19 protein-coding genes are annotated in these 21,782 nt (G+C 73.6%); 10 read left to right on the forward strand and 9 right to left on the reverse strand.

Features of this window, described 5'->3' with window-relative positions:
• Window positions 1–46: 46 nt before the first annotated feature.
• The 9 genes from QCD66_RS27585 to QCD66_RS27625 all read right to left on the reverse strand — a co-directional run bounded on the left by QCD66_RS27585 (window position 47) and on the right by QCD66_RS27625 (window position 9,511).
• Window positions 47–235 (reverse strand): hypothetical protein, encoded by a 189-nt coding sequence (locus tag QCD66_RS27585; protein ID WP_357536320.1) that lies wholly within the window; start codon window positions 233–235, stop codon window positions 47–49.
• A gap of 66 nt (window positions 236–301) precedes the next feature.
• Window positions 302–1,450, reverse strand: coding sequence for a glycosyltransferase family 4 protein (locus QCD66_RS27590; protein WP_357536318.1), 1,149 nt, complete (start codon window positions 1,448–1,450; stop codon window positions 302–304).
• 26 nt (window positions 1,451–1,476) lie between these two features.
• On the reverse strand, window positions 1,477–2,610 hold the full coding sequence (locus tag QCD66_RS27595) for an endonuclease/exonuclease/phosphatase family protein (RefSeq protein ID WP_375737103.1): 1,134 nt from the start codon (window positions 2,608–2,610) through the stop codon (window positions 1,477–1,479).
• Between the two features lie 36 nt (window positions 2,611–2,646).
• A complete protein-coding gene (locus tag QCD66_RS27600) occupies window positions 2,647–3,969 on the reverse strand; it encodes an aminotransferase class III-fold pyridoxal phosphate-dependent enzyme (RefSeq protein WP_364222306.1) in 1,323 nt (440 codons plus the stop codon).
• On the reverse strand, window positions 3,902–5,074 hold the full coding sequence (locus tag QCD66_RS27605) for a lysylphosphatidylglycerol synthase domain-containing protein (RefSeq protein WP_375737104.1): 1,173 nt from the start codon (window positions 5,072–5,074) through the stop codon (window positions 3,902–3,904). Before QCD66_RS27605 ends, QCD66_RS27600 begins: the two co-directional genes overlap by 68 nt.
• Entirely contained in the window at window positions 5,071–6,153 is a 1,083-nt protein-coding gene (locus QCD66_RS27610) for a glycosyltransferase family 2 protein (RefSeq protein ID WP_407566849.1), read from the reverse strand. Before QCD66_RS27610 ends, QCD66_RS27605 begins: the two co-directional genes overlap by 4 nt.
• Window positions 6,150–7,154, reverse strand: coding sequence for a glycosyltransferase (locus tag QCD66_RS27615; RefSeq protein WP_364222252.1), 1,005 nt, complete (start codon window positions 7,152–7,154; stop codon window positions 6,150–6,152). Before QCD66_RS27615 ends, QCD66_RS27610 begins: the two co-directional genes overlap by 4 nt.
• Window positions 7,155–8,516: a glycosyltransferase 87 family protein gene (locus QCD66_RS27620; protein WP_407566850.1), complete on the reverse strand. Its 1,362-nt coding sequence runs from the start codon at window positions 8,514–8,516 to the stop codon at window positions 7,155–7,157. It lies immediately after the preceding gene.
• Window positions 8,513–9,511 (reverse strand): glycosyltransferase family A protein, encoded by a 999-nt coding sequence (locus QCD66_RS27625; protein ID WP_364222246.1) that lies wholly within the window; start codon window positions 9,509–9,511, stop codon window positions 8,513–8,515. Before QCD66_RS27625 ends, QCD66_RS27620 begins: the two co-directional genes overlap by 4 nt.
• Window positions 9,512–10,546: 1,035 nt before the next feature.
• Here QCD66_RS27625 and QCD66_RS27630 point away from each other — a divergent pair.
• From QCD66_RS27630 to QCD66_RS27675, 10 genes are all read left to right on the forward strand, one after another.
• On the forward strand, window positions 10,547–11,758 hold the full coding sequence (locus QCD66_RS27630; protein ID WP_364222243.1) for an aspartate aminotransferase family protein: 1,212 nt from the start codon (window positions 10,547–10,549) through the stop codon (window positions 11,756–11,758).
• A complete protein-coding gene (locus QCD66_RS27635; RefSeq protein ID WP_375736716.1) occupies window positions 11,755–12,681 on the forward strand; it encodes an inositol monophosphatase family protein in 927 nt (308 codons plus the stop codon). Before QCD66_RS27630 ends, QCD66_RS27635 begins: the two co-directional genes overlap by 4 nt.
• Complete coding sequence (locus QCD66_RS27640; protein ID WP_375736715.1) at window positions 12,678–13,706, forward strand: zinc-binding dehydrogenase; 1,029 nt, start codon at window positions 12,678–12,680, stop codon at window positions 13,704–13,706. Before QCD66_RS27635 ends, QCD66_RS27640 begins: the two co-directional genes overlap by 4 nt.
• Window positions 13,703–15,613: a beta-galactosidase gene (locus tag QCD66_RS27645; RefSeq protein ID WP_375736714.1), complete on the forward strand. Its 1,911-nt coding sequence runs from the start codon at window positions 13,703–13,705 to the stop codon at window positions 15,611–15,613. Before QCD66_RS27640 ends, QCD66_RS27645 begins: the two co-directional genes overlap by 4 nt.
• The gene (locus QCD66_RS27650; RefSeq protein ID WP_375736713.1) at window positions 15,610–16,533 is read left to right on the forward strand and encodes a ScbA/BarX family gamma-butyrolactone biosynthesis protein; all 924 of its coding nucleotides are present in this window, start codon (window positions 15,610–15,612) and stop codon (window positions 16,531–16,533) included. Before QCD66_RS27645 ends, QCD66_RS27650 begins: the two co-directional genes overlap by 4 nt.
• Window positions 16,526–17,869: an amidase gene (locus QCD66_RS27655; RefSeq protein ID WP_375736712.1), complete on the forward strand. Its 1,344-nt coding sequence runs from the start codon at window positions 16,526–16,528 to the stop codon at window positions 17,867–17,869. Before QCD66_RS27650 ends, QCD66_RS27655 begins: the two co-directional genes overlap by 8 nt.
• Window positions 17,866–19,071: a cytochrome P450 gene (locus QCD66_RS27660; RefSeq protein WP_364222225.1), complete on the forward strand. Its 1,206-nt coding sequence runs from the start codon at window positions 17,866–17,868 to the stop codon at window positions 19,069–19,071. Before QCD66_RS27655 ends, QCD66_RS27660 begins: the two co-directional genes overlap by 4 nt.
• Window positions 19,068–19,445: a nuclear transport factor 2 family protein gene (locus tag QCD66_RS27665; protein WP_364222222.1), complete on the forward strand. Its 378-nt coding sequence runs from the start codon at window positions 19,068–19,070 to the stop codon at window positions 19,443–19,445. Before QCD66_RS27660 ends, QCD66_RS27665 begins: the two co-directional genes overlap by 4 nt.
• A gap of 92 nt (window positions 19,446–19,537) precedes the next feature.
• Window positions 19,538–20,332, forward strand: a complete 795-nt coding sequence (locus QCD66_RS27670; RefSeq protein ID WP_407567259.1) for a helix-turn-helix domain-containing protein — start codon at window positions 19,538–19,540, stop codon at window positions 20,330–20,332.
• Window positions 20,333–20,335: 3 nt separating this feature from the next.
• Entirely contained in the window at window positions 20,336–21,727 is a 1,392-nt protein-coding gene (locus QCD66_RS27675) for an FAD-dependent monooxygenase (protein ID WP_364222219.1), read from the forward strand.
• Window positions 21,728–21,782 lie beyond the last annotated feature (55 nt).

The following is a 21,782-nucleotide window of genomic DNA, read 5'->3' on the forward strand; positions in this document are numbered from 1 at the left end:
ACTCCGGACGCCGCTCGTTTACCGTGCCGTCGACCGGCCGGGCCGGTCAGGACTTGTCGTCGGCCACCTTGCCGCCGGGGCCGTACGGCGACCGCTGCCCCTTGGGCACGGGACGTTTCGCGGTCTTGTCGTGCGTGCCGCCGGGCGCCTCCGTCGGGTGGGGCTCCTGGGTCCGTTGCCGGGTGGTCGCCGTGTCGCCGCTGCGGCGCATCTCCGGCTGCTGGATGTTCGCCATGGCGTCTCCCCTCTCGCTCCCCTCGGCGTACCCGTGGGGCGCCGGCCCATGCCCGCCGAGGCCGGCTCACCGCACCCGGCGGGCGGCCCGGTCCCGGACGAGGTTGAACACCTCCTCGTGCGCGTCGAGGCTCCGCTCGGCGGCGAAGAGCTTGCGCGCCTCGCGGGCCTTGACCTCCCGCCGGTCGGCCGGGATGGCGGCGAGGTCCAGGATCGCCCGGCGCAGCGCCTCCGGGTCACGTGGCGGGATCAGGGTGCCGAACTGGGTCGCGAGGACCGGATACCGCCCACCGGGCAGGTCGGAGGTCACCGACGGCACGCCGCACATCATCGCCTCGGCCTGTGCGATACCGAACGATTCCGCCATCGACGGCAGGGCGAACACGTCGATGGAGGCGTAGAAGTCGTCGATCTCCTGCCCGCGCAGTTCGCCGAGCACCTCGATACGGCTGTCGGCGCCGATCTCCGCCCGGATGTCGCCGAGGTTGTCGCCGCCCATCACGGTCTTGTAGTTGCCGCCGATCAGCAGCCGGGCGTCGGGGTCGGCGATCTGCCGGAAGGCCCGTACGAGGTAGACGATCCCCTTGTCCTCGACGATGCGGCCGAGGAAGCCGACGTGCAGCCCGCCGGTACGGCGGTAGCGGGGCCGGCCGCCCCGGCGGTCGAGGCACGGCGCGGGGATGGGGCGGAACTCCTTGTTCCGTACCAGGGGCCAGAACTTCGACGCGTGGGCCTGGTCGTCGCTGTTGGTGATGACCGCCGCGGAGCGGCGCAGCGCCGACCGGGAGGTGACGTCGGAGGCGCCGACCGCGATCCGGTTGAGCAGGCCGGGCGGCAGGTAGAGGTCGATGTGCAGCATGCTCACGATCGGGGTCGGGTGGGCGAGCCTGGCCAGCAGCGAGGCTTCGGCCATCGGCAGGTTGAGGTAGAGCAGCGAGGAGCGGCGCGCGATCCGGGCCGCCTCGACCGGGTAGGCGGGGCTGATCTGGGCCCGGGTGATCTGGCCGAGCACCGGCGACCGGTAGACGTCGACGCCGCCCAGGGTCTCCCGGCGGGGCGCCGAGCGGTCGTGCTGGCTGGTGACGACCGCGACCCGCCAGCCGCGGGCGGCCATTCCCTCGGCCACCACCCGGGCGGTGTGGGTCACGCCGGAGATGTACGGCGTGTAGTAGGTGAGGGCGACGGTGAGGTCGTATTGCGGTTCGGGGTTCGTCATCGACACGGGGTCCTTTCTGGACGGTTTCACGGCGACACGACGGCGAGTTGCCCGCTGTGGTCCGACAGGCCGCCCGGCGGCACCATCCGGTATTCGTGCACGTCGACGTCGCCGCTGGTGAACAGCCAGTCGAGGCGCCACAGCGGCAGGCCGTAGCGGGCCCACGAGGTCGGATAGAGCGAGTCCAGCGCGGCGGTGGCGTCGACCAGCCGGTCGGGCAGCGTACGCAGCAGCCGCATCGCCGGTGAGGTGTTGAGGTCGCCGGCGAACACGATCGGGTGCGGGTTGTCGGCGACGTCGGCGGCCAGGGCGCGGTAGTTGGCCTGCCGCAGGTCGTGGCGGGCCAGCCCGTCGTCGGCGGTGTCCGGGGAGCGGGCCGGCAGCCCGACGACCGGCACGTGCAGGTGCGAGTTGTAGAAGGAGACCACCCGGCCGTCGACGAGCAGGTCGGTGCGCAGTGTCTTGACCGTGTGGTACGCCGGCATCAGTGAGCCGGCCGGCGGCAGGTCGGGCCATTCGTGGTCCAGCCAGGGGCGTACGTCGAGGGGACGCTCCAGGGTGATCGGGAACCGGGAGATGGTCAGCAGTTCACCGGCGACCGCGACGTGGAAGCCGGGGAACTCCCGGCGCAGCCGGTCGACGTCGGCCACCGGGACCGGGTCCCACTCCGGGGTGAAGTAGAGGAACTCGTGCAGCAGGTAGACGTCGGCCGCCTGCGCGTGCAGGAAGCGGTAGAGCCGGTCGGGGTCGTGGATCGGCTCGCCGCCCGGTCCGGTCTCCAGCAGCTGGTCCCAGTACCACGTGTTCCAGGCGAAGACGGTCACCGCGCCCGGCGGGGCCGGGGCCGGCCGGTGCCACAGCGCGGCGGGGTTGACGCCGGCGACCGGCCAGCCGACCGCCAGCGCCGTGGCGAGCAGCGCCGCGCACACCGCCCTGGCCGGCCGGGCCAGCGGCACCAGGGCGGCCAGGGCCAGCGGCACGGCGAGGAACAGCAGCGGCGGGAGCAGGTCCGGCAGGTTCCACCACCAGGCCCGGCCGGACAGCAGCCGGTGGGCGGCGACGAACGCCAGCCACGCACCGGCCGCGCCGAACGCGATCAGCGCGCCGGGGCGCGGTCGTCGCCGGGTCGGCGCGGGTGCGACGTCACCGACCGCGGTCACCGGGTGCTCCGGTCACCGCGGTCCGGCGGGTCGCGGCTACCACGCGGAGCCCACCTTCTCCCGTACGAATCCGGTCAGCAGCCGGCGCAGCCCCAGCGCGAGCGTGGCGTCGAGCGCGTCGAGGAAGTGCTCCAGGTCGGCCGGCTCGACCATCAGGGTCGGGGCGACCATGAGCGGGTTCTCGACGTTGGGGCTGTAGTACGTCATGATCTTGTGTTCGCGGTAGAGGTGCGCGATCACCGACAGGGTGATCAGCTTGGTGCCGAACCGTGGGTCGCGGTTGAAGCCGGGCACCAGCTTGCCGGCCAGGTCGAGCAGCTTCGGGCCGCTGTTGAGGAACACTCCGAACAGCGATCCGACGCCGGCGACGCGGTCGACCGCGTCCGGGTGGGACTTGCGGATCCGCTCCAGCCCCGGCCCGAGGATCGCCTCGATCTCCCGGGCCCGGCCCGGGAAGTCCTCCTCCACGACCACGTTGACCGCCTCGATCGCGGTCACGGTCTCCTCACCGAAGCCGTAGTACGTGGTGCTGTGCAGGATCACGTCGGCGAGCCGGTCGTACGCCTTGCGGAACAGCCGCTCGCGGGCGGTGTAGCCGGAGATCGACGCCTTGCCGCCGCCGAGCGACTTGGAGTAGGCGAGGATGTCCGGCAGCAGGCCGTCGTAGCGCATGAAGTAGAACAGGCTGCCGGTCTTGCCCCATCCGGTGTAGACCTCGTCGAAGATCAGCACGATGTCCTCGTCGGTGCAGAGCTGCCGCAGTTCGCGCAGTGCCGACTCCGACCAGGAACGCATGCTCGACGCGCTGTACGGCTCCACCATCAGCGCGTACACGTCACAGCCGCCGTCCGGCCGGCGGGTGGCCTCGATCGCGGCGCGCACCGCGTCGACGTCGCCGTACGGGTAGACGACCGCGTTCGGCAGCCCCGGGAACCGGAAGTGGTTCTCCGCCGAGCCGGTCAGGCTGCCCGCCCCGAGCGTCTTGCCGTGGAAGCTGATGTCGGCGCGCAGGATCGTGTTGCGGCGCCCGTCGTGGTATTTGTACGCCATCTTGATGGCGCCCTCGTTGGCCTCGGCGCCGGAGTTCGGGAAGTAGGAGACGGACAGGTCGCCGGGCAGCAGTTCGGCCACGTTGTGGCTCAGCGCCGCCAGGTATGGGGAGAAGAACGCCTTGTGCACCTCCATCCGCCGCTGCTCCGCGAACCGGGTCCGGGCCGCGAGGATGCGCGGATGGTTGTGGCCGTGGTTGAGCACCCCGACCCCGCCGGACATGTCCAGCACCCGGCTGCCGTCACGCATGTGGACCCAGGGGCCCTCGGCCTTCTCCACCAGTTCCCGGCCGAACCCGAACGTCGTCATCAGCGACACCTGCGACCGGCTGACGTAGCGGCGGTAGAGGTCGTGCACCTCCTTCGCCGTCAGCTGCTCGCACTCCTCGATCCCGATCAACCTGCCCATGGCCGCTCATCTCCCTTGCCAACGCCGCATCCGATGCGGACGACCTCCGATGGACGATCTCCACGACGCCCAGCGCCGCGCCGCCGAGCACCACCTCGCCGACGGTGGTCACCAGCCGGCTCGCCACGGCCACCACCACCGCCGCCGGCACCGGCAGCACCAGCGCCAGCGCCCCGGTCAGCACCGTCTCGCGCACCCCGAGCCCGTCGGGTACGACGACGGCCAGCACACCGACGACGGTCGCCAGCCCGAACGCGCCGACGCACAGCGGCAGCGACGGGCCGGGCGCGGCGCCCATCGCGACCGCCAGGATCCACAGGTGCACGCCGCTGACCAGCCACGACAAGGTCTGCCAGCCGACCGCGACGCGTACCGCCCGGTCGGACACCGACCGGGCGGGCTCGGGCCGGCGGAGCAGTCGCAGCACCAGGTGGGCGCCCCGGCCGAGCAGCCCCGGCCAGCCCACCGCGACCACGACCGGCAGGGCGGCCAGCGCCAGCCAGGCGGCCCGGTCGCCGAGCACCTGTACGCCGGCGAGCAGGCCGACGGTCAGCCCGGTCAGGTGCACCAGGAGGGTGCTGAGCGTCCCCGCCACCAGCATCCGGGGCAGGGTGATCCCGTTGGACGTGGCCACCTTGACGGCGGCGACGATGCCCGGCACCTTGCCGGGCACGTACTTGGCGAGGAAGCCGACGAAGAAGACGCGCATGATCCGGGTCAGGCGCAGTGGCGGGCCGAGTTCGAGCAGGACCGCCCGCCACGACAGCATCCCCAGCAGCGGGCCGACCGTGGCCGCCAGCAGGGCGGCGGCCAGCAGCAGGGCGATCCCGGCGGCGTCATGCCGCTCGCCGAGGACGGCGACGACCGACCAGTCCTGGCCGGCAAGTGCCCGTACGACGGCGGCCACCACGACGAGCGTGAACACCACCACCACGACCCGCCACAGTGGACGCCACCAGCGCGGCGCGGGGCGGCGGACCGCGGCGGCCAGCGCACCGAGGTTCATCGCGGCACCTCCGCCCCGGCCGGCCGCGGCCGGCGCCGGTGCGCGCGCTCGCGCAGCAGGACCCAGCCGGCCCGGGGCAGCCCGGCGACCAGGCCGGCGACCAGGGCCGCGTACGACAGCGCGTGCAGCCCGGCGGCGAACACGGCGAAGCCCGGCCCGCGCAGTTGGTGGGTGAGCCGGAGAAACCGGCGGTTGGCCGCGACGAACATCGCGCCCAGCACCGGCCAGGTCAGCGCCAGCCAGGGCACGACCACCGTCAGCGGTACGGTCGCCAGCGCCAGCGCCGACGTGAGCAGCGAGATCTGGGCCGCCCACTCCAGGTGCCGGAAGCGGTCGGTCGACATCATGCCGACCCGGGCGCCGGTGCCGGCCGCACCGGCCCGCTGCCGCCGCCACGTCCGCGCCATGAGCAGGGGCTTCGCGCTGGCGCGGACGAACTGTTCGGCCAGCAGCGGCAGCAGCCGGTCGACGTCGTCGTGCCGGGTCAGCACCCGGTCGGTGGCCACCAGCCGGTAGCGGTCGGGCAGCCGGGTGCCGAACTCGTCGTCCTCGCCGCTGCGCAGCCGCTCGTCGAAGCCGCCGGTCTCCTCGAAGACGGCGCGCGGGATCAGGGTGGCGGCGAAGAGGGCACCGGTGTCCCGCCCGACGCTGCGTTTGCGCCAGAAATGCTCGAACGCCACCCGGTACGCCTCCACCGGACCGTCATCGAACAACGGACGCGCGTCATAGATCCCCTGCACCATCCCCACCCCCGGCGACCCCACCAACAGCCGCACCGCATTCCCCACCGCATCCGGCGCCAACGCCGTATCCGAATCCACAAAAAACAACAACGGCGCCGAACTCGCCGCCACCCCCGCATTCCGCGCCGCCGCCGGCCCCGAATTCACCGGCAACTCCACCACACGACACGGAAACCCCGCCGCGATCTCCCGCGAACCATCCGTACTCCGGTCATCCACCACCACCACCTCGACCGGCACATACGACTGCCCGAACACCGACTCCAAACACGCCCGCAGCGTCTTCTCCTTGTTGAAATTCGGCACGATCACCGCAACCCCGCCGGCCCCGCTCACCGCGCCCGCCCCCGTGCCACGACGTACGCGACCCGCAGCACGCCGACTCCGGTGCCGACGACGGCCAGCGCGTAGAGCAGCATGTGCATCCCGGTCGCGTACGCGGCGAACGCGGCGCCCCGGAACCGGTAGGTGAAGCGCAGGAACCGGTGGCTGGTCGCCGCCGACCCGATCAACAGGCCGAGCCACAGCGGCAGCAGCCACGGCAGGAAGAAGACGAACGGCAGGGTCAGCAGGCTGAGCCCGGACAGGACGAGCCCGGTCGGCGAGAACGCGTTCACCCGCATCCCGGTGCCGGCGTTGCGCCGCCGGCCGGCGCGGAGCATGACCAGCGGTGTCTGCGTCGCGAAGCCGAACTGCTCCCGAACGAACGGCAGGAACCGGTCGACGTCGTCGTGCCGGGTGACGACGGTGTCGGTGACGACGAGGTGGTAGCGGTCGGGCAGCCGGGTGCCGAACTCGGTGTCCTCACCGGTGCGCAGCCGCTCGTCGAAGCCGCCGACCTCCTCGAACACCGTACGCGGGATCAGGCTGGCCGCGAACAGCGTCGCGGCCCGCCGCCGCCCGACGCTGCGCCGGCGCCAGAAATGCTCGAACGCCACCCGGTACGCCTCCACCGGACCGTCATCGAACAACGGACGCGCGTCATAGATCCCCTGCACCATCCCCACCCCCGGCGACCCCACCAACAGCCGCACCGCATTCCCCACCGCATCCGGCGCCAACGCCGTATCCGAATCCACAAAAAACAACAACGGCGCCGAACTCGCCGCCACCCCCGCATTCCGCGCCGCCGCCGGCCCCGAATTCACCGGCAACTCCACCACCCGACACGGAAACCCCGCCGCGATCTCCCGCGAACCATCCGTACTCCGGTCATCCACCACCACCACCTCGACCGGCACATACGACTGCCCGAACACCGACTCCAAACACGCCCGCAGCGTCTTCTCCTTGTTGAAATTCGGCACGATCACCGCAACCCCGGCCGCCGGTGCCATCTACGGCCTCCCCTCGACGGTCACGCGGCCCGGGGCCGGAGGACGTGCCGGACGGGGTGCCGGACCGGCATCCGGACCGGTCCGGTGCAGCCGGACCGCGGCCAGGACCAGCAGCGCCGCCCCGAGCAGGGTGTAGAGCAGTTCGACCGGCCGCACCCAGGTCTGTTCCGGCAGCGGCACCCAGCCGACGACGTGCGCGATCCACCAGGGCAGCGGCAGGGCGAAGACGAGCCACAGGCCGCCGACCAGCACCGGACGCCCGGGACGGGCGGCCAGCACGGCGGGCACCTGACGCCCGGAACGGGCGGCGAACACGGCGGGCACCTGACGCCCGGAACCGGCGGCGAACACGGCGGGCACCTGACGCCCGGGACGGGCGGCGAGCAGGGCGAGCAACGGCACGCACCAGACCCAGTGGGCGTACCAGGTGACCGGCGAGACGAGCAGGCCGGTGACGGCGCAGGCCAGGATTCCGGTCAGCTCCTCGTGGCGCCGGCTCGCCCACACCGCGACGGCCAGGCCGGCGACGCCCGCCAGCACACTCACCGGCAGCCACACCGGATGCCACGATTCCGGCAGGAGGTTCAGCGTGGCCCCGCGCAGCGAACTGCCGTACGCCTCCTCGTCCGGCGGCCGGGTGCGCGAGCCGTCGACGAAGGCGCCGCCCCAGAAGGTGGCCGAGGCGGACGGCAGGAGCACGAACCCGACCACGACGGTGGCGGCGAACGTCGCCAGCGCGGTCACCGCGGCCCTGATCCGGCCGGTCAGCAGCAGGTAGGCGACGAAGATCAGCGGGGTCAGCTTGAGCCCGGCGGCGACGCCGATCAGGATCCCCTGGTGGCGCCCCCGGATCCGGAGCAGGTCGACCAGCACCAGCGCCAGCAGCAGGATGTTGACGTTGCCGAGCAGCAGGGTTCCGGCGATCGGCGACAGTGGCAGCACGGCCAGGGTGCCGGCCGCGAAGAGCACCAGCCGCCGCCGGCCGTCACCGGGCGCCAGGTGTCCGGCCAGGAGCCACACCACGGCCGGTACGACCAGTGCCGACAGTGCCGTCCAGGCCCAGTAGCCGACCGAAGGGCCGACGGTTGCCAGGGGCAGCAGCGTCAGTACGGCGAACGGTGGGTAGACGAAGCCGTACCCGTCCCGGCTGACCTCGTACGGCGATCCGCCGCCCAGGACCGCCGTGGCGGCGTCCCGGTAGACCGCGAGGTCGCCCCCGGGCGCCCAGGCGCTTCCGGTCCGTGCGGCGACCCACTGCACGGCGGCGATCGCCGCGACCGTCACGGCGACGGTCAGCAGGAGCACGCCGGTCACGGTGGCGGCCGTACGGCGGTCGGGGCCGGTGTGCGGGGCAACGGTCACCGGGGCACCCCGACGGACGGGGCGGCCCGCCGGGCGGCGGGGCGGACGATCCGCTCGACGGTCCCGATCGCCGCGCCGGCCGCGGACGTGAGCTGGTAGAGCAGGTGGACGGCGGCGAATCGCAGGCCGAACCGGACGCCGCGGTCGGACATCACCCGCCGGTAGGTGCCGCCCTCGAGTGCCACGGCCAGCGCGAGCAGCAGCAGCGGCGCCGCGAGCCCGGCGGCGCCGACGATCAGCGGCAGGGGCAGGGTGAGGGCGGCGGCGAGGATCAGGCCGCTGGCCAGCACCCGGGAGGCGGCTCCGCCGAGGACCTCACCGGGCCGCACCTCGTAGGCGCTGGCCCGGGCCCGCAGGAACACCTTCGGCAGCAGGACCCGCAGCGTCGTGTCGTGGTCGTGTGTGCCGGCGATGGCGGCGGTGCTGCGTACGTCGTAGCGCTGCCTGATCCGGTAGCCGTACTCCGGTGCCTCGGTGTGCCGCAGGTCGGGGTTGAACGGCCCCAGCTCGCGGAAGACGTCGGCGCGCATCGCGCACAGTGCGGTGTGCAGCCCTTCCATCGGGCCCTCCCGGGCCAGCCACCAGTGGTACATCTGCAACGCCCGGTATTCGGCGATGAGGTTGTGCGACAGCAGCGACTCCGGGCGGAGCACGCCGCAGATGGCGCCGAGCCCCGGCGCCGACGACAGCTCCGCGACCGCGGCGGCGACGCTGCCCGGTTCGAGCGCGACGTCGGCGTCGAGGAAGAACAGGATCTCGCCCTGCGCGTGCTCGGCGCCCAGGTTGCGGGCGGCGCCGGGGCCGCTGTTCGTGGTCAGGCGCAGGACGGTGGCACCGGCGGACGCGGCGATCATCGCGGAGCCGTCGGTGCTCGCGTCGTCGACCACGATGATCTCGATGGCCGGGTGGGTCTGCCGGAGCACCGACTCGACGCACAGCGCGACCGTGCGAGCCCGGTTGTAGCAGGGGATGACGACGGAGACCAGCGGGTCCACTGTGCCTCTCCTTCTCGCGTCGGGCCGGTCCGGCCGGGGCCGGCACAGGCCGGTGCCGCGTCGATTGGGCCGGGTCGCGTGTCGCCGGAACCTCTGCGGCGAAATTCCGAGATTCGGCTTTGTCTGCTCATGTTCATATGAACGGAAGTCTGAATTGTCGACCATCAAGATCCATCAAGCGATGGCCGCCTATATTCTGCGTACGGGTGGTCACCCCGTCAAGGACTTCACAAAGAGCATTCAAGGCTTGACATCTGCTTGATACAGGTCAATATGCCGCATTGGATGGGGACAAGCGGTTCGAGAGGTTTCGGCCACCGTGCGCCGTTGTGTCACCCCATCTCTCCACCACGAGGACGGGCTGGACCGACCGGCCCGCGCCCGACGCGAGCCGGCCCACCTGCGACGACCGGACGCCGACCAGCCCCCGGGACCGTGGCGCCCGAGCCCGGGCCGGCCCGACGGCGGGCCGGGCACCGGGGCCGACCGACCCGCCGCACATGACCTCCGACACTCCGACCGTCGTCCCACACCGGACCCGGAATTGGGAACCTGTTGACACGACCGGTAATGGGAGAAACCGACCCGACGAAATCCCGGGATAGTCACGACCGTCGCACGTAGACGGATTCGGCACGGCGGGCGCACCCCCGCCCTGGCACCGGACCCGGGAAATCCTCGGGACACACTCCGCCCACCGGCCCCGCCCGCTCGGGGTCGCGGCCGCCGGCGCCCGCACCGCCGCCGGCACCCGGCGCTCCCCGACCGGCGGCACGCCCGACGGACTCCGCGGCCACCGGCGGCGGCCCGCCGTATCCACACCGGACCGCAGATGAATGGAATGCTTCCCGCTGGCGGAATTCCGCGCGCCCTTTCGGCGCCTCACGGAACAACCGGATGATTCATTGACATCACTGTTATCCGTACTCATGCTTGGTGGGCATTGCCGCCACGGGCGGTTTTGGAATACCGAATCGAGGTGGAATGGATACGTCAATACGTGACGCGTTCTATTACCCGGTCAGCGACACCAGAATGGTTCGCGGAGAGGGAATCTATCTGTACGACGAGGACGGGCGGGCGTACATCGACTGCGCTTCCGGAACGTTCAACCTCAGCCTGGGCTACTCGCATCCGGCGGTGGTCGAGGCGATCCGGCAGCAGTCCGCGAACCTCATCCACACGACCTCGACGTTCCAGGTGGACCCGGTCAGCCGCACCGTACGGCGGCTGGTCGAGGAGTCGCCGCCCAACCTGGTGCAGGTCCACCTCAAGGTCGGCGGCGGTTCGGAGGCGAACGAGGGCGCGGTCAAGATGGCCCAGCGGGCGACCGGACGGCGGGAGGTCGTGACGCTTTTCCGCAGCCACCACGGACAGACGATGATGATGACGTCGATGTCGGGGAACGCATTCCGCAAGGCCCCGTTCCCGATCCTCTATCCGGGCTCGGTGCAGGTTCCCGATCCGTACTGCTTCCGCTGTTTCTACGGACAGCGGCGGGAGAGCTGCGCGCTGATGTGCGTGGACCGGATCGACGACTTCCTCGAGTACGCCAGCGGCGGTCAGGTCGCCGCCGTCATCGTCGAACCCATCTCCGGCAACGGCGGCAACGTGGTGGCGCCGGACGGCTATCTGCCGCGATTGCGGGAGTTCTGCGACCGGCACGACATCGTGCTCATCTTCGACGAGATCCAGACCGGGATCGGCCGTACCGGGCGGATGTTCGCGGCGCAGCACTTCGGCGTCGAGCCGGACGCGATCACCGTCGGCAAGGGGCTCGGCGGCAGCGGCGCCCAGATCGCCGGCATCCTGACCAGCGAACGGCTGGCCGGGCTGCCCGCACACCACCACTCGTTCACGTACGGCGCCAACGCGCTGGCCGCCGCGGCCGCCGCCGTGACGCTGGACATCGTGGCGCGGCCGGAGTTCCTGGCCAACGTACGCGCCACCGGCGACCACATCATGGCCCGGCTGCGGGACCTCCAGCGGCGGTACCGCGCGATCGGCGACGTACGGGGCGTCGGCCTCATGATCGGCGTGGAGCTGGTGCTGCCCGGCAACGCGCCGGCGGTGGCGCTGACCGGCGAGTTGGCCGAGCGGGGGATGCGGCACGGGCTGGTGCTGCGCACCTCCCGGTACGGGCACGGCAACGTGCTGAAGATCCGCCCGCCGCTCATCCTCACCCTCGACGAGGCGGACCTGATCTGCGACCGCCTGGACGCCCTGCTGCGCGAGGTCGCCACATGAGGGCGCTGCTCACCGGCACCGCACGGGCGGTGCGCGACGCGCTCGCCGGGATCGTTCCGGCCGGCGGGCGGGCGGTCCTCGGCGACGCGCCGGGCGGCGACGCCCAGTTCGACATCGACAAGGTCGCCGAGCGGGCGGTGTGGGAGTACGTGTGCCGGCACGCGCACGTCCCGGTCGCGGTGCACACCGAGGACGAGGGAACCCGGACCACCGGCTCCGACCCCCGCCACGTCCTCGTCGTCGACCCGATCGACGGCACCCGGCCGGCGTCGGCCGGGCTGGAGATGGGCACCGTCTCGATCGCGGCGGCACCGATCGGCGACGGCCGGCCGACGCTGCGCGACGTGACCGCCGCCCACGTGCTGGAGCTGAAGACCGGCGCGTGGCTGTACGCCGACGACACCACCGGGGTCGAAACGGCCGGCTACCCGTGGCCGGTGCCCCGGCTCAGCCCGAACACCGACCTGACCCGGATGTTCTGGTCGCTGGAGTTCAACGGGCACCCGATGCGCCTGATGTGCGAGGCGTACGCGCACCTGGTGGACGCGTCGGCGAACACCGGCGGGGTGTTCGTGTTCAACAGCGCCTCGTACTCGATCACCCGGATCGTCACCGGCCAGCTCGACGCGTTCGTCGACGTCGGCAACCGGATCCTGCGCGACCACCCGGGCACCGAGGCCGCGTTCCGCCGGGCCGGCCGGGGCAACATCCTGCACCTCTTCCCGTACGACATCGCCGCCGCCGTCTACCTGGCCCGGCGGGCCGGGGTCACGGTGACCGACGGCTACGGCGCCCCGCTGGACGACATGCCGCTGCTCGCCGTCGACCCGGCCGGTCAGCGGTCGTGCGTCGCGGCGGCCACCCCGGCGCTGCACCGCGCCCTGCTCGACAACATCCGCTGGCACTCCGGAGGATTCGCGTGAAGGCCCTCGTCCTGCAACCGGACCGCACCCTGCGGCTGGTCCACCGTCCACGGCCACGGGTCACCGCCCCCGACGACGTCGTCGTACGCGTCGTGCAGACCGGCTTCTGCGGCACCGACCGCGGGGTGCTGCTGGGGAAGTTCCCGGCCGTGCCCGGTGTGGTCATGGGACACGAGGCGGTCGGCGAGGTCGTCGAGGTCGGTGCCGGCGTGACCACGCTCGCACCCGGCGACCGGGTGGTGGCGAACCCGACCCTCTACTGTGGCCTGTGCCGGTGGTGCCGGCGCGGCGCCCTGAACTTCTGCCTGCACAAGGCCGGCAACGAGATCGGCATCGACCGCGACGGCGCCTTCGCCGAACACCTGCGGCTGGAGGAGCGGTTCCTCCACCGGCTGCCGGACGGCATGTCCTACGACCGCGCCGTACTGGTCGAACCGCTCGCCTGCGTCATGAACAACCTGGCGGCGGGCCGGCTGCGGACCGGCGACGAGGTCGTCGTCCTCGGCGGCGGGCCGATCGGCGTCCTGGTCGCCCTGCTCGCCGACCACGCCGGCGCCCGGGCCCGGCTCGCCGAACCCGACCCCTACCGCCGGGCCGCCGCACGGACCTACTTCGCCGGCATCCCCGGCAGCGCGGTCACCGTCACCGAACCCGACCTGGTCGCCGCCCGGTCGGCGGCCCTGGTCGTCGACACCGTCGGCCCGCTGCTCGAGCGGGCCTGCGAGATCGCCGACGACGCCGGCCGGATCGTCGTCATGGGCTTCCACGAGCGGGCGACCGCCACCCTGCGCCCCCTCGACCTGCTCCGGCGCGGGCTGAGCGTCATCGGGGCCGGCGACTACAACAGCCACATCTTCGTCCGCGCCGTCGAACTGGCCCGGGACCTGCCGCTGGAGGGGATCGTCAGCCACCACGTACGGCTGGACGACTTCGCCGACGCGCTCGACACCCTCGGCATCGCCCCGGGCGCGGCCGCGCCGTACAGCGGCATGAAGGTCGTCATCACCACCGGCGGTGGCCGATGAGCCCCCGACCGGTCGTCTACGGCGAGTACCCGTACTACCGCGCCGACCCCGACCGCTGGGGGCCGAACCTGGCGGCGCTGGCCGACGCCGGCATCGACGTCGTCACCTGCTACCTGCCGTGGCGCTTCCACGAGGTCGCCCCGCGCCGGTACGACTTCACCGGCGCCCGCGAACCGCAGCGGGACCTGCTGCGGCTGATCGCCCTCGCGCAGAGCGCCGGCCTGGGCGTGCTGCTCAAGCCGGGGCCGTTCATCCACGCCGAGGTGCAGTTGGGCGGCCTGCCCGACCGGGTCAGCCCCGCCACCGACCCGGCGTACACCGCCGTCCTCGACGTGGCCGGCCGGCCGGTCACGTCGCAGGGGCTGCCGCTGCCGAGCCTGTCCTGCCCCCGGTTCCGGGCCGAGGTCCGGCACTGGCTGGCCGCGGTCGACCGGCAGGTCCTGGCGCGTACGCTCGCCCCGCACGGGCCGGTCGTCGCCGTCCAGATCGGCAACGAGGGCATCTACAGCGACGCGAACCGGCCGGCGACCGCGCACGACTTCGCGGCCCCCGTGCTCGCCGCCTTCGCGCAGCGGCTGCGGGCCGCCGGCTCCGCGCTCGCCGCCACGGTACGCGACACCCGGCCCGCCGACTGGCCACCGCCGCTGCGGGCGGCCTGGGCCTGGTACGGCGGCGAACTGCTGCGCGAGCGGTACCTCGACCTCGCCGCCGACCTGTCCCCGGAAACCCGCCGGGTGGCGACGGTCAACCTGCCCCTGCCGGCGCTGGACGGCCCGGCCGGCGGCGCCGCGGCGTGGCTGCTGCGTACCGCCCGGCTGGACGAGACCGGCCTGCGCGAGGGCTACACCGCCTGGGTCGGCAACCCGGCGAGGTCCCGGGCCGCGTTCGCGTCGCACTGGTTCGGCGTACGGACCCGCCGGTCCAGCAACGTCGAGGACAACTGGGGGTTCACCTGGACCGACCCCGCCTTCGCCCGCCCCGGCAACGCGCTGTTCCAGTCGCTGCTGGCGCTGGCGCTCGGCTCGCGCAGTTGCAGCGTCTACACCGCCTGCGCCACCGGGCACTGGGGTCCGCTGATCGACCTCGCCCCCGACGGCGTACGCGCCGACGGCCTGGACCCGCTGGACTACGCGCCGCCGTACTGCCCGGGTGCCCCGCTGCGCGAGGACGGCACCGCCGGCGCCAACCTGCACGCCCTGCACGCGCTGCGCGACCTGGTCCGCGCGCCGCACGCTGGACTGGCCGGCGCCCGGTTCGCCGCCGACGCCGTCCTGCTGGTCCCCGAGGCCGTCGCCCGCGCCGAGGCGTGGCCCGGCGACAGTGCCCCGGCCGCGCCCGCGCTGCCTACCGTGGCCGGGCTCGCCGTCGACCTGATGGAGCGGCACCAGTTCCAGCTCGACGTGGTCACCGAGACGAACGCGGCCGACGCCGGTGCCGGTGTGCCCTGGCTCGTACCGGTCGGACCGGCCGGCCCGGACCCGAGGCTGGCGGAACTGATCCGCGACCACCGCGCCGCCGGCCACCCGGTGGTGCTGCTCGCCGGGACGGCCGGCGGCCCGCCCGGCCCGCTGCCGGTGTTCCGGCCGGACACGCCGGACCTCACGCCGCTGCTGCGGCTGCTCCCGCCACCCCGGCACGCCCACCCCGACACCGACCCGGCCGTGGCGTTCGTCCACGTCGACGCCGCCGGGCAGCCGCTGGCCGTGTTCGTGTTCAACCTCGGCCCGCGGCCGGTCACCGTCCGCCGCACACTGCGCGGCGCCGCCGTCGCCGTCGAGGTGCCGCCGCACGGCGCCGTCTGCCTGCGGCACACCGGCACCGGCTTCACCCCGGCCGCGGTCAGCGCCGACCCCGGCCCGGCCACCACCGCATCCGGCCCGACCACCACCCCGAAGGAGACAGCATGACCACCGGCATCACGTTCGACCAGACCGTGCCCCGCGCCCTGGTCGACCGGGGCGACACCACGACCGTACTGATCACCAGCTGGACCAGGACCGCGACGACGGTGACCGCCGGCGCGGTCTGGCCCCGCCTCGGCGGCTACTACAGCCTGCTCGACCCGGCCCGGCACGACCCGCTGCTGGTCCTGGAGACCCTCCGGCAGGGCTCGCTGCTGCTCGCCCACGTCCTCGACGACGTACCGCTGGCCACCATGCAGATCATGCGCTCGGTGCACTACACCGCCGAGCCGGACGGGCTCGCGATCACCGACGAGCCGACCGAACTCGTCGTCACCGTCGAGTGCGACCACGAGGAACCGGACGGCCACACGATCATGCAGACGCAGGTGTCGTGCCGGATGTACCGCGACGGCCGCCTGGTCGGCAGCGGCGGCGGCCAGGCGGTCGTGCCGCCGGCCGACCGCTACCTCAAGGTCCGGGGCCGGGACCCGCTGGAGGTCGTGGTCGCCGACGTCGTGCCCGGCCCGGCCGTCGCGCCGCGCACCGTCGGCCGGGCCCTCGAACGCGACGTCGTCCTCTCCCCCGGCGACGTCGTCCTCTCCCCCGGCGGAGAGTCCGCCGACGGCACGGCCTACCGGCTGCGGATCGACCCCGGGCACGCCAACTTCTTCGACAACCCCACCGACCACACCCCGGGCATGCTGCTGACCGAGGCGATGCGGCAGGCGGTGGTCGCCGAGTCCGGCGACCCGTACTTCACGCCGATGTCGATGTCGGCGCGGTTCCTCCGGTTCGTCGAACTCGACCACCCGGCGGACGTACTCGTCCGGCGCGTCCCGGCCGGCTTCCGGACCGAGGTGCACCAGTTCGGTCGCCGGGCCGCCCACGCGAAGTGGCCGCTTCCCGGTGGCGGCAATGGATGAGCTGCTGCGCCTGAGCGCCGTACGGGTCGTCGAGGCGCTCCGCGACCGGCAGGTGAGCCCGCTCGAACTGCTCGACGCGGTCGAGGTCCGCCTCGCCGAGGCCGAACCGGTCGTCAACGCCCTCACCACCGCCTGCCTGGCCCGCGCCCGGGCCCGGGCGCACCGGCTCTGCGCGGACGCCGCCGAGGCCGGGCACCCGGCCTGGCTCGCCGGCCTGCCGGTGCTGGTGAAGGACGTCGTCGACGTCGCCGGGGTGCCGACGACGTACGGCTCCCCCGCCTACCGCGACAACGTGCCGACCCGCTGCGACCCGCTGGTGGAACGGATCGAGCGCCGCGGCGCGATCGTCGTCGGCAAGACCGCGCTGCCGGAGTTCTGCGCCGGTGCCGACACCGTCAACGAACTGTCCGGGCGTACCGTCAACCCGGTCGACGCCACCGTCTCCTGTGGAGCGTCGAGCGGCGGGGCGGCGGCCGCGGTCGCCGCCGGCGAGATCTGGTGCGGGCACGGCACCGACACCGCCGGCTCGATCCGGATACCGGCCGCCTTCTGCGGCGTCGTCGGCCTGCGCCCCACGCCCGGGCTCGTGCCCGCCGGCACCACCGACCCGGTCGGGTTCGAGGTCCACGGCCCGCTGGCCCGCACCGCCGCCGACGCCGGGCTGCTGTTCGCGGCCATGGTCGCCGAACCCGTCCGGGCTCCCGCCTGGTCCCGCGAACCACGGGTCGCGTTCAGCGCCGACCTCGGCGGCACCGTCCCCGTCGACCCCGAGATACGGCGGCTGTGCACCCGCGCCGCCGAGCGGCTGCCCGACGCCGGCTACCGGGTCGAGCCGGACGCGCCGGACGTCGACGGCGTACACGACGCGGGCCTGACCCTGCTGGCGCACCGGGCCGCGCTGCTGCACGGCGACCGGGTAGACCGGCACCGCACCGCCGTCGGCCCGGTGCTGCGGGCCGAGGTGGCGGCCGGCCGGCGCGTCACCGCCGACCGCCTCGCCGCCGCCCGGCGGACCCGGGCCGGGTTCCGGCGGACGGCGGCGGCCTTCCTCGGCCGCTACGACATCCTCGCCATCCCCACGTTCGGCGTACCGCCGTGGCCGGTCCCCGACCGCCCGAGCCCGTACCCGGACCGGCCGCACCTGGACCGGGCCGCCGCGGTCTGGCCGCTCGCCACCCTCGCCCCGATGGCCGGCTGCCCGGCCGTCACGGTGCCGTGCGGCCGGACCGCCGCCGGCCATCCCGTCGGTCTGCAACTCGTCGGTGCCCCGGGCAGCGACCACCACCTGCTGCGGGCCGCCGCCGACGTGGAGGCCCTCACCGGAGCCGCCGCATGAACCGCTATCCCGCCGAGCGGTCCTGCCCGCTGCGGCCACCACCGGAGTACGCGCGGTGGCGCGAGGAGGCACCGGTCACCCCGGTCGTGCTCCCCGGCGGCCGCCCCGCCTGGCTCGTCACCCGCTACGACGACGTACGGCGCCTGCTGCGGCACCCCGCGCTCAGCTCCGACTCCACCCACCCCGGCTATCCGGCCTTCGGGTCGGCGGTCGAGGTGCCGCCGCTGAGCCGTTCGCTGATCGGGCTGGACGGCGCCGCGCACGAACGGCTCCGCCGCGTCCTCGGCGCCGAGTTCTCCGTCCCGGCCGTGGCACGCATGCAACCGGAACTGGACCGCATCGTCGACCGGGCCGTCGACGGCCTGCTGGCCGGGCCGGTACCGGCCGACCTCGTCGAACGGTTCGCGCTGCCGGTCGCCTCGCGCACCATCTGCCACGTGATCGGCCTCGGCTACGAGTCGCACGAGGTCTTCGAACACAACACCCACGTGCTCACCGACGGCACCCGCTCGGCCGGGCAGAAGGCGGCGGCGAGCGCGGCGATCACCGCCCTGGTCGCCGACCTGGTCGGGGACCGGCGCCGCCGGGCCCGCGACGACCTCGCCAGCCGGCTCGTCACCACCGGCGGGCTCACCGACGAGGAGGTGGTGGACAACCTCGTGCTGCTGGTCGCCGCCGGCCACGACACCTCGGCGAACATGCTCGCGCTGAGCGCGTGGACCCTGCTGGACGATCCGGCGGCCGGCGCGGACTTCCTGGCCGCCGGCCCGCAGGGGCAGCAGAACGCGGTCGAGGAACTGCTGCGCTTCCACAGCATCATCCAGCTCGGGCTGGCCCGGGTCGCGACCGCCGACATCGAGGTCGGCGACCGGATCGTCCGGGCCGGCGAGGGCGTCGTCCTGGGCCTGCCGGCCGCGAACGCCGACCCGCGGCGCTTCACCGAACCGGACACCCTCGACCTGGCCCGCGCCGACGCCCGCCGGCACCTGGCGTTCGGGTTCGGCCCGCACCAGTGCCTCGGGCACTACCTCGCCCGCACCACGCTGCGTACGGCCCTCGCCGGCCTCCTGGGCAGGCTGCCCGGCCTGCGTCTCGCCGACGAGGCGCGGGCGCCGCAGATCAAGGACTCAATGGACTTCCACGGCCTGCACCGGCTGCCGGTCCACTGGGAAACCCCCGTCGAAGGAAGGGACACCGCATGACCACGCCCGCACACAACAAGGAACTCGTCCGGCGCCTCTACGAGCAGTTCTTCGTCCACCGCGACCTCGACGCCGTCACCGAACTCATCCACGAGCGGTTCCGGCAGCACAGCCCCGACGCGCCGTCGGGCCGCGACGCCTACGTCGACCACCTGCGCGAGGCCGCCTTCGCCGGCGGCAGTTCCGACATCAAGCGGATCCTCGCCGACGGCGACCTGGTCGCCGTACACCACCACATGCGGCTGCGCGACGACACCGGTCCCGGCCTGGCCGTCGTCGACCTCTGGCGGATCGAGGACGGGCGGCTGATCGAGCACTGGGACGTGGAGCAGCCCGTACCGGAAACGGCCCGTGTCCCCAACGGAATGTTCTGACCGCACGGCACGGGCGGCGTGGCCGGCCGCCATCGCGGCCGGCCACGCGCCCACTCAACACATCAGTACGTAAGGAGAACGTCAGCGTGACGATGGGCCTAGATTTCGCACGAACCTCAAACGACCGGGTCTTCGAGCTTCTCGATGCCCTGGAGTCGCTCGGCCCCGGGCCGCACCGGCTGCGTGACGTGGCCGCCCAGGCCCGGCTGGGCCCGTCGACCGCCCATCGCATCCTCCAGGCGGGCATCCGCGCCGGGACCGTGACCAAGGCCCAGCGCGGCCGGTACGCCCTGATCAGGTGGCGCGACCAGGGTGCCGCGACGCAGGAGCCGACCGTGCCGGTGAGCCTGCCGCTCGCCGTCTCCCGCCGGATCCGGCTCGGCCTGGCCGCACTCCAGGAGAGCACCGGCCAGTCCGTCCTGCTCTACGTTCCCCTCGTCCTCGACCCGCCGATGCGGTACTGCCTGGCGTACTTCGCCCCGGAGCACGACGAACTGCTCAGCGACGCCGAACGGCTGCTCGCCACCGACATGGTGTTCTGCGCCCCGCTCACCGTCGACGCGCCCGGCCGGCTGATCCTGGCGCACATGGCGGCCGGCGGCCCGGCCGGCAACGGCCGGCGCGGCGGGGCGGACACCGGGGGGCGGGGCCGGGCCGGCGGCGGCCACACCTACGGCCCGTCGCCGGTCGCCGGCTGGAACACCCTCGCCGTGCCGTTGCGCCGCTACGGCCAGATCGCCGGCGCCATCTGTGTGACCGCCCGGGCCGGCTGGCTGGACCAGCACCGGGACCAGACCCTCGACCGGCTGTCGCGGCTGACCGCCGAACTCGGCGACGAGACCCCGGCGTACGGCGACCCGAACCGACCAGTCCTCGAACGGAGATGAGCCATGGCAACCACACCCGCCGTCGTACTCGGCGCCGGGATCGCCGGTCTGCTCGCCGCCGCCGTACTCGCCCGGCACCCGCGCATCGGCGACGTCACCGTCGTCGAACGGGACCGGCTCGAACCCGGACCACGGCCCCGGCGCGGCCTGCCCCAGGGCCAGCACGCCCACGTCCTGATGTCGAGCGGCGCCCGGATCATCGAGTCGATCCTGCCCGGCACCACCGACCGGTGGCTCGCCGCCGGCGCGCACCGGATCGGGCTGCCGGACGGCTACGTCATGCTGCTTCCCGGCGGCTGGCTGCCCCGCTGGACCAGCGACCACTTCGTGATCAGTTGCAGCCGCGGGCTGCTGGACTGGGTCGTCCGCGAGCAGGTGCTCGCCCTGCCCGGGGTACGCCTGGTGGACCGTACGGAGGCGACCGGGCTACGCGGCGACCGCCGCCGGGTCACCGGCGTACGCGTCGAGGACCTGGACGACGACACCGGGCGGACGCTGGACGCCGGTCTGGTCGTCGACGCGACCGGCCGGGGTTCCCGCGCCCCGCACTGGCTGCGGTCGCTCGGCGTGCCCGAGGTCGCCGAGGACGTCGTCGACTCCGGACTGCGGTACGCGACCCGCGTCTTCCGGGCCCCGGCCGCGGCGGCGCACCGGTTCCCGATCGTGAACATCCAGGCCGACCCCGGGCAGGACCGGCCCGGCCAGACCGCCGCCCTGATGCCGATCGAGGACGGCCGGTGGCTGGTCACGCTCTCCGGCACCCGCGGTGGCCGGCCGTCGGCCGACGAGCGGGACTTCGTCGCCTTCGCCCGTGGGATGCGGCACCCGGTCGTCGCCGACCTCATCGCCGACGCCGAGCCGCTGGGCCCGGTCACGGTCACCAACAGCACCGCCAACCGCCGGCGCCGCTTCGAACGCCTGCCCGCCTGGCCGGACGGATTCGTGGTCCTCGGCGACGCCGTCGCCAGCTACAACCCGGTGTACGGCCACGGCATGTCGGTCGCCGCGCACGGTGCCGCCGCCCTCGGCGCGGCGCTGGCCGGGGCCGGGCCGCGGACCGGGCTGGCGCGTACGGTCCAGCGCCGGATCGCGGCCACCGCGTCGGCCGCGTGGGAACACGCCACCGGCACCGACGTACGGTTTCCCGGGGCGCGTGGCCGCCCACCCGGGCGGGCCGAACGGATGCTGTGGCGCTACCAGACCCGGCTGATGCGGACCGCCCTGGACCGGCCGGACGTGGCCCGCGAACTCGTCGAGGTGCTCACCCTCTCGGCGAAGGCGAACCGGCTCGTCCGGCCGCGGGTCGCCCTGGCCACGCTGCTCGGGCCGCGCCGGCCGGCGCCGGACGGTCCGACGTTCACCGCGGCCGAGCGGGCGATGCTGGGCACGGACTGACGGTGCGCCGGTGCCGCCGGCCGTTCCGGCCGGCGACACCGGCGCGGGTGGCACC

Source organism: Polymorphospora sp. A560 (genome assembly GCF_045781765.1).
Classification (GTDB): Bacteria; Actinomycetota; Actinomycetes; order Mycobacteriales; family Micromonosporaceae; genus Polymorphospora; species Polymorphospora lycopeni.

What these genes read in the sequence shown, in the direction of transcription:
- QCD66_RS27585 (WP_357536320.1), bottom strand. Translation starts at nt 235, where the DNA reads ATGGCGAACATCCAGCAGCCGGAGATGCGCCGCAGCGGCGACACGGCG.
- QCD66_RS27600 (WP_364222306.1), bottom strand. Translation starts at nt 3,969, where the DNA reads ATGACGACGTTCGGGTTCGGCCGGGAACTGGTGGAGAAGGCCGAGGGC.
- QCD66_RS27630 (WP_364222243.1), top strand. Translation starts at nt 10,547, where the DNA reads ATGGTTCGCGGAGAGGGAATCTATCTGTACGACGAGGACGGGCGGGCG.
- QCD66_RS27670 (WP_407567259.1), top strand. Translation starts at nt 19,538, where the DNA reads ATGGGCCTAGATTTCGCACGAACCTCAAACGACCGGGTCTTCGAGCTT.
- QCD66_RS27615 (WP_364222252.1), bottom strand. Translation starts at nt 7,154, where the DNA reads ATGGCACCGGCGGCCGGGGTTGCGGTGATCGTGCCGAATTTCAACAAG.
- QCD66_RS27665 (WP_364222222.1), top strand. Translation starts at nt 19,068, where the DNA reads ATGACCACGCCCGCACACAACAAGGAACTCGTCCGGCGCCTCTACGAG.
- QCD66_RS27655 (WP_375736712.1), top strand. Translation starts at nt 16,526, where the DNA reads ATGGATGAGCTGCTGCGCCTGAGCGCCGTACGGGTCGTCGAGGCGCTC.
- QCD66_RS27660 (WP_364222225.1), top strand. Translation starts at nt 17,866, where the DNA reads ATGAACCGCTATCCCGCCGAGCGGTCCTGCCCGCTGCGGCCACCACCG.
- QCD66_RS27635 (WP_375736716.1), top strand. Translation starts at nt 11,755, where the DNA reads ATGAGGGCGCTGCTCACCGGCACCGCACGGGCGGTGCGCGACGCGCTC.
- QCD66_RS27645 (WP_375736714.1), top strand. Translation starts at nt 13,703, where the DNA reads ATGAGCCCCCGACCGGTCGTCTACGGCGAGTACCCGTACTACCGCGCC.
- QCD66_RS27675 (WP_364222219.1), top strand. Translation starts at nt 20,336, where the DNA reads ATGGCAACCACACCCGCCGTCGTACTCGGCGCCGGGATCGCCGGTCTG.
- QCD66_RS27605 (WP_375737104.1), bottom strand. Translation starts at nt 5,074, where the DNA reads ATGAACCTCGGTGCGCTGGCCGCCGCGGTCCGCCGCCCCGCGCCGCGC.
- QCD66_RS27590 (WP_357536318.1), bottom strand. Translation starts at nt 1,450, where the DNA reads ATGACGAACCCCGAACCGCAATACGACCTCACCGTCGCCCTCACCTAC.
- QCD66_RS27650 (WP_375736713.1), top strand. Translation starts at nt 15,610, where the DNA reads ATGACCACCGGCATCACGTTCGACCAGACCGTGCCCCGCGCCCTGGTC.